We start from the raw sequence: 7,293 nt of genomic DNA on the forward strand, positions 1-7,293 counted from the left end.
CGGGTGTGGATCAAGACCGGGATGCTCCACGCCGCCGGCGAATGGCTGAGCGGCACGGTGTTCTGGTCCAAGTGGCTGCGCCTCAGCGGAATGCGCGTGGGCGCCAGCTGCGAGATCAGCACGATCATCGACGTGGTGCCCGAACTGGTGGAGATCGGCGCGGAGACGTTCTTCGCCGACGGCATTTACCTCGGCGGCGCGGACGTGCGCGCGGGCACGGTCACGCTCGGCACGGTGGAGCTGGGGCGCAACACGTTCCTGGGCAACCACGCGGTGATCCCGGCGAACACGCGCCTGCCCGACGATATCCTGATCGGCATCGCCACCGTGGCGCGGCCCGACCTTATCGCCGCCGGCCAATCGCGCTTTGGCCACCCCTGCTTCGACCTGCCCCGGCGCGAGGTGGTGGACATGGACCGCAGCCTCACCCACGATCCCTCGCCGGTGCGCTACTGGAACCGCGTGTTCTGGGAAGTGGCGCGCTTCGCCCTGCCGGTGCTGCCGCTGCTGCTCTCCGCGCTGTGGTACGCGATGGTGGCGCGCGGCCGGGGCGTGACCGGTGACGCCGCCTTCGCGCTGCTGGTGCTGCCGGGGGCCATGCTCGCGCCGGTCGTGGCGCTGCTGGCGGCGGTGTGGGCGCTGAAGTGGACGCTGATCGGGCGGGTGAAGCCGGGCCAGCACGCGCTGTGGTCGTGCTGGTGCAGCCGGTGGGACTATGTCTATGTCGCCTGGGCCAAGTATGCCAACCTGATCCTGCAGCGGCTGGAAGGCACGTTCCTGCTATTGGGCTTCCTGCGCGCGATGGGCCTCACCATCGGCAAGCGCGCGGTGCTGGGGCCGCAGTTCGCGCAAGTGGTGGACCCCGACATGATCCACATCGGCGATGGCGCGACGGTGACCGCGATGTTCCAGGCGCACACCTTCGAGGACCGCGTGCTGAAAGTGGACAAGGTGTTCATCGGCAAGGGCGCGACGATCGGCGCGGGCACGGTGCCGCTCTATGGCGCGGACGTGGGCGATGGCGCGCGCGTGGGCGGGCACAGCGTGATCATGAAGCAGGAACGCCTGCTGCCGGGCCTGCGCTATCAGGGCGTGCCGACGCGGGTGATGGGGCGCGAGCGGGCCTGAACCGCAGACAAGCGCTCGCATCCGGCGGCGAACCCGGACCCTGGCCTGAAAGGACGATACGGAAACGCGCGACCGGTGCGGCACCCGGAAGGTGCGCGGGAAGGGCGTGTCGAAGGCTGCGGTCGCGAACGGCCGGCGGGGCAGCAAGCCCGGTCCGGCTCGGCCATGAGGGGAAGGGGCTTCGGCAGGGGCGGCGGCTCGCAGGTACGGCCCCGTGCCGGCAGCGGCTGAATCACCGCGCCACATCCACGCTTCCCGTCCGGTGCTGGTGTGCCTGGGCCAGGGACTTGGCAAACGCCCCGCCTTGAACCCGCGCCCCACACCGGCCGCGCCGGGCCGGAACGCGCGTGGCGCCAGGCCCGAAGGAGCGTGGGCAAGGCCGGCCAAGCCCTGCTCCCGATCCGTGGGGAGGGTGCTTAACCTATTTGGTTCGTTTTGTCAAGGGGAGAGGGCGGGCAGCCCCCCCCCGGCCCCTCCCGCAGGCGGGAGGGGAGGATAAATGCCAAATCGGTCGTATCTTCTTCTCCCCTCCCGCTTGCGGGAGGGGTTGGGGGTGGGTCATTTTCCACCGATGGCCTTCCAGCCGCGCGATACTCCAAGGGCGCGTGAACTGCGCCATGCGGCTTCTCCCGCCGAACGGTTGCTCTGGCGCTACCTTTCGCGGGCGCAGACGGGTGCGAAGTTCAGCCGGCAAATGCCGGTCGGGCCGTTCTTCGCCGATTTCCTGTGCCGGGAGATGCGGCTGGTGGTGGAACTCGACGGCTTCAGCCACGAGGCGCGGCTGGACGAGGACGCCGCGCGGGACCGCTGGTTCGCGGCCAATGGCTATCGCGTGCTGCGCTTTACCAATGCCGACGTGCTGGGGAATGTCGACGGCGTGGTCGCGGCCATTCGCAATGCGGTGATGGAGGGGAGGGAGCAGGCCCACCCCTGACCCCTCCCGCAAGCGGGAGGGGGACGTCCTTGTGCTGCTTACTCCGCCGCGATTCCCGCTGCCTTGAACATGTCTTCCTCGCTTTCCAGGCTCACGTCGGCGTTGGCGGCCGACTTGGCCTTGCGGCGGGCGTCGAAGCTGGACCAGACATCGTTCCAGTTGCCGCGCGTGGCGGCCTTGGAATATTCGGTGGCGCGCGCTTCGAAGAAGTTGGCGTGCTCCACGCCGTTGAGCAGCGGGGCGAGCCAGGGCAGCGGGTGATCGTCGATCATGTAGATCGGCTGGAAGCCGAGCTGGCCCAGCCGCCAGTCCGCGATATAGCGGATGTACTTCTTGATTTCCTTGGCGCTCATGCCCGGCACCGGGCCTTGTTCGAAGGCCAGGTCGATGAAGGCGTCTTCCAGCCGCACCGTCTTCTGGCAGCAATCGATGATGTCTTCCTTCACCGCCTTGGTCAGGCAGCCGCGTTCGGCGACGAAGGCGTGGAACAGGCGGGTGATGCCTTCGCAGTGCAGGCTTTCGTCGCGCACCGACCAGCTCACGATCTGGCCCATGCCCTTCATCTTGTTGAAGCGCGGGAAGTTCATCAGCATGGCGAAGCTGGCGAACAGCTGCAGCCCTTCGGTGAAGCCGCCGAACATGGCGAGCGTGCGCGCGATGTCCTCGTCCGTCTCCACGCCGAAGGTCGAGAGGTAATCGTGCTTGGCCTTCATTTCCTCGTATTCGAGGAACATGCCGTATTCGGTCTCGGGCATGCCGATGGTGTCGAGCAGGTGCGAATAGGCGGCGATGTGGATCGTCTCCATGTTGGAGAACGCGGCCAGCATCATCTTGACCTCGGTGGGCTTGAACACGCGGCCGTACTTTTCGTGGTAGCAATCCTGCACTTCCACGTCGGCCTGGGTGAAGAAGCGGAATATCTGCGTGAGCAGGTTGCGCTCGTGATCGCTGATCTTCTGCGCCCAATCGCGGCAGTCCTCGCCCAGCGGCACTTCTTCCGGCAGCCAGTGGACCTGCTGCTGGCGCTTCCAGTATTCGTAGGCCCACGGATACTCGAAGGGCTTGTAGGTCTTGCGGGCTTCAAGAAGCGGCATGGGCGTGAGTCCTGTCAGTGAGTCTGCGAGAGATAGGCACGATGAAGCGCGCGCGGAAGCGAGCCTGGCAAGGGGCTGCCGCGCGCGCCGGGTGGGAAGAGCGGTTATCCCCCGCCCGAAGCGTTACGGCCAGAACCAGCCCGGCTTGAGGCCGCGCTGCTTCCGGTTGCGCCACATCTGGAGGTACATCCACAGGCCCGAGATGCTGAAGAACAGCAGCGCGCAGCCGGTCAGCAGCGAGATCGCGGTGCCGAGCGGCCCGAACGTCTCGCCCGAATGCAGGTGATGGAACATGCCCACCCAGGCGCGCATCCCGCCCTTGGGCGCCTTGGGCTTGCACGTCATCGTTTCGGGGCAGTGGAAGCCGGCGGGCGCGGCCATTTGCGCGGAGGCTGGCGGCGCTTCGCCCGCCGGCCACAGCGCGGTGACGTGGCTGGCGATGCCCGTCACCGCCATCCACAGCATGAAAATCCCGAAGAACACCGTGGTCCGGCGGTGCCACTTGCGCATTGCCCGATACTCCCGAATGCAAACGATCCGGGGCCTCCAGACACGCCGCCGCGCTTGCGGGCAAGCCGCAAAATGTCGCGGAATGTAAGGAGGATGGCGCGGTCATCGATCCGGTGCTGGCGGGAGGAGAAACGGGGCCGCCCGGTACGGCCGGACCCATGCGCCACGCCGCGCCCCGGGGGGCGGGAAGCGTGGCGATGGCAGGTCCGGTGCCCATGGCGGCGGTTTCCTGAAATGCGGGGGCCTGTTTAGCGCAAGGCCCCTATTGGCAGGCCCTTATTGGCAAGCGAGGCATTCCTCGTAGTCGGTCTGGTCGCCGGCGCTGAGTTCGATCTTCGGCGCTTCGGCGGTGTTGTCCGCCTCCACCCCGCCGGCGAACCCGGCGCGCTGCACCGACTTCGAGCGCAGGTAGTAGAGCGACTTGATGCCCTTCTCCCACGCCTGGAAGTGGAGCATCATCAGATCCCACTTGTCGACATCGGCCGGGATATAGAGGTTGAGCGACTGCGCCTGATCGATGAACGGGGTGCGGTCCGCCGCGAATTCGAGCAGCCAGCGCTGGTCGATCTCGAAGCTGGTCTTGTACACGGCCTTTTCCTCGGGGCTGAGGAAATCGAGGTGCTGCACCGATCCGCCGTTCTCGAGGATCGAATTCCACACGTTGGCGGAATCCTTGCTCTTCTGCTGGAGCAGCGCCTTGAGATAGGGGTTTTCGACCACGAACGAGCCGGACAGCGTCTTGTGCGTGTAGATGTTGGCCGGGATCGGCTCGATGCAGGCGGAGGTGCCGCCGCAGATGATCGAGATCGACGCGGTCGGCGCGATCGCCATCTTGCACGAGAAGCGCTGCATCACGCCCATGTCCGCCGCATCGGGGCAGGGGCCGCGTTCCTGCGCCAGTAGCAGGCTGGCCTCGTCCGCCTTGGCGGCGATGTGGCGGAACATCTTGAGGTTCCACGCCTTGGCCATCGCGGATTCGAAGGCGATGCCCTTCTGCTGCAGGAACGAGTGGAAGCCCATCACGCCCATGCCGACCGAGCGTTCGCGCATCGCCGAATACTTGGCGCGGGCCATTTCGGTGGGGGCGCGGTCGATATAGTCCTGCAGCACGTTGTCGAGGAAGCGCAGCACGTCTTCGACGAAGTGCTTGTCGCCGTGCCACTGGTCCCAGGTCTCGAGGTTGAGCGAGGACAGGCAGCAGACGGCGGTGCGATCGTTGCCGAGGTGATCGCGGCCGGTCGGCAGGGTGATTTCCGAGCAGAGGTTCGAGGTCGAGACCTTGAGGCCGAGATCGCGATGATGCTTGGGCATCATGCGGTTCACGGTGTCGGAGAACACCAGATAGGGTTCGCCCGTGGCGAGGCGCACCTCGACCAGCTTCTGGAACAGGCTGCGCGCGTCCACCTTGCCGCGCACCGAACCGTCCTTGGGGCTGCGCAGCGGGAATTCGGCGCCATCGCGCACGGCTTCCATGAAGTCGTCGGTCAGCAGCACGCCGTGGTGCAGGTTCAGCGCCTTGCGGTTGAAATCGCCGCTGGTCTTGCGGATTTCGAGGAACTCCTCGATTTCCGGGTGCGAGACGTCGAGATAGGCGGCGGCCGAACCGCGCCGCAGCGACCCTTGCGAGATCGCGAGCGTGAGGCTGTCCATCACCCGCACGAACGGAATGATGCCGCTGGTCTTGCCGTTCAGGCCCACGCTTTCGCCGATGCCGCGCACCTGGCCCCAGTAGGTGCCGATGCCGCCGCCCCGGCTGGCCAGCCAGACGTTCTCGTTCCAGGTGGCGACGATGCCTTCCAGGCTGTCGTCCACCGAATTGAGGTAGCACGAGATCGGCAACCCGCGCCCGGTGCCGCCGTTCGAGAGGACCGGCGTGGCGGGCATGAACCACAGCTTCGAGATGTAGTCGTAGAGCCGCTGGGCGTGCGCCTCGTCATCGGCATAGGCATCGGCCACGCGGGCGAACAGGTCCTGGTACTTCTCGCCGGGCAGCAGGTAGCGGTCGTCGAGCGTGTCCTTGCCGAACGCGGTGAGCAGCGCATCGCGCGATTCATCGGTGACGATGCCGAAGCGGCGGGCGCGGACGGTGCGCGAGTTCTCCTTCTCGGGCGCGGGAACGCTGGCGGCCGCAGCCGCCGCCACGGCGGCGACCAGCGCCTCGGTCCCGGAATCCTGCGTATTCAAACTCATCGCCGTTCTGCCTTCTGCCGGCGACGCGCCTTCGAGAGTCGCGCCATCAAGGCCCAATTCGTCCTGCGCCGCCACGGAGCCGTCCCCAGTCCTGAAATCCACGTCTAACCCCCGGTTTCACCACCGCCCGACCGAAACCCGGCCGGTCGTCCAAATCTGCTGGCCGGACACCCGCCGGCCTGTTCCGGCCGGTCCGAATGTTCCGCTTCCGTTCGAATCGGGAGCAAGGCCCCGATCCTACCACAAGATGGCCCGCGCGGGTCATGAAATCGGGTCTCGCGCCCCTTGCGCAGGCACGGAAGCGGGCGCCGGCACGAAGCCGGCAGCCGCCACGCGCCCAAGGGCACGCTTCCGTTCTCAACAAGGTCTAGAGGCCCCCACACGGTCCGACCACTATCCATAGTGCCTCAACGGGATTCAGACACAAGAGGGTAAACCATCAGTTGACGATTCGGTTCGTCGTAATCCCGATTCGCTTCGTCGCAGCGAAAGTCATTGTGCAGTGCAGCGACGCGCGGGGAAAACGGCACTTCAAGACCAAATCGTGACGGGTCCAAAAATTTTCGCTCCGAACCACCATCCTGTGGACAATCGCGCCGGATCGGGCACACCCCGCGAAGCAGGAAAAAAGCTGTGGAAGGCGGAGGCGAAAAGCGTGTTCAACCTGATCTCGATCGTGATCACCGGCTTCTTCGTGGGGCTGCTGGCGGAAATCCTCTATCCCGGCCCGGTGGACCTGGGGTTCGTGAAGACGGTGCTGCTGGGAATCGGCGGATCGATCGTGGCCGGGGTGTTCGCCAGCTGGCGTTCGGGCAGCACCTTCGGCGAAGGGGTGAATCGCGCCGGCTGCCTCGCCTCGGTGCTGGGCGCGCTGCTGCTGATCTGGCTGGGGCGGCACTGGTAGGGCGGAGTCCGCCCACCCCCAACCCCTCCCGCAAGGGGGAGGGGAGAAGAAAGGGGCAACTCCTCCCGTCCGGGAGCGAGACTGCCAAAAAAAGAGGCCACGGCGCTCGGGGGGAGGCACCGTGGCCTGGACGGCCCGGTCGTCGACGTGAGGCGCCGCGGGGGCGCGGGACGGGCCTTCGGGTATCGGGCGAAGCCCCGGGGCGGTCCGCGTACAACCCGCGCCCGGAGACCGTTCTCGCCGGTTCCGTCGGGGCACTATTGCCGCTGTCCGCGCTTGCGCAAAGCGGGGAACGGCCCGTTCCGGACTGTCCCGCCGCGCGCGCCTGATTCCGCTAGAGAAAGTTGTTGGGCCAGATCATCGTGCGCCACATGTGCGCGGTGGGGCTGGCGTCGAAGCCGAGTCCTTCCTCCGGCTCGCGGAAATGGCGGCCGATCACGTCGGTCAGTTCGTCGGGATCGACCGGCGGGAAATCGTCGAAGAAATAGGTGTCGTAAAGCGTGACCTGCCGCGCGGTGCCGTACCATTTGTGG

General features: G+C 66.6%; 5 protein-coding genes and 2 pseudogenes. 3 read left to right on the plus strand and 4 right to left on the minus strand.

What is annotated here, in order from left to right; all coding sequences use genetic code 11:
• Positions 1-1,128 (plus strand): annotated as a pseudogene (locus B3547_RS06715) (hypothetical protein); the annotation flags it as partial.
• A 571-nt stretch (positions 1,129-1,699) separates the two neighbouring features.
• Positions 1,700-2,062: an endonuclease domain-containing protein gene (locus B3547_RS06720; protein ID WP_292961438.1), complete on the plus strand. Its 363-nt coding sequence runs from the start codon at positions 1,700-1,702 to the stop codon at positions 2,060-2,062.
• 38 nt (positions 2,063-2,100) lie between these two features.
• On the opposite strand, the gene B3547_RS06725 is transcribed toward B3547_RS06720, so the two are convergent.
• From B3547_RS06725 to B3547_RS06735, 3 genes are all read right to left on the minus strand, one after another.
• On the minus strand, positions 2,101-3,156 hold the full coding sequence (locus B3547_RS06725) for a ribonucleotide-diphosphate reductase subunit beta (protein WP_124809698.1): 1,056 nt from the start codon (positions 3,154-3,156) through the stop codon (positions 2,101-2,103).
• A gap of 123 nt (positions 3,157-3,279) precedes the next feature.
• Complete coding sequence (locus tag B3547_RS06730; RefSeq protein WP_292961519.1) at positions 3,280-3,750, minus strand: PepSY domain-containing protein; 471 nt, start codon at positions 3,748-3,750, stop codon at positions 3,280-3,282.
• A 192-nt stretch (positions 3,751-3,942) separates the two neighbouring features.
• Positions 3,943-5,958, minus strand: coding sequence for a ribonucleoside-diphosphate reductase subunit alpha (locus B3547_RS06735; RefSeq protein ID WP_124809700.1), 2,016 nt, complete (start codon positions 5,956-5,958; stop codon positions 3,943-3,945).
• Between the two features lie 481 nt (positions 5,959-6,439).
• Here B3547_RS06735 and B3547_RS06740 point away from each other — a divergent pair, with 481 nt between their 5' ends.
• Entirely contained in the window at positions 6,440-6,760 is a 321-nt protein-coding gene (locus B3547_RS06740) for a GlsB/YeaQ/YmgE family stress response membrane protein (RefSeq protein ID WP_292961443.1), read from the plus strand.
• Between the two features lie 334 nt (positions 6,761-7,094).
• On the opposite strand, the pseudogene B3547_RS06745 reads toward B3547_RS06740, so the two are convergent.
• Positions 7,095-7,293, minus strand: a pseudogene (locus B3547_RS06745) (hypothetical protein); the annotation flags it as partial.

The organism is Novosphingobium sp. UBA1939 (assembly GCF_002336885.1).
GTDB lineage: Bacteria > Pseudomonadota > Alphaproteobacteria > Sphingomonadales > Sphingomonadaceae > Novosphingobium.

Bases quoted from the DNA above. Each gene is read 5' to 3' on its own strand.
- B3547_RS06725 (WP_124809698.1), bottom strand. From the start codon at position 3,156: ATGCCGCTTCTTGAAGCCCGCAAGACCTACAAGCCCTTCGAGTATCCG.
- B3547_RS06720 (WP_292961438.1), top strand. From the start codon at position 1,700: ATGGCCTTCCAGCCGCGCGATACTCCAAGGGCGCGTGAACTGCGCCAT.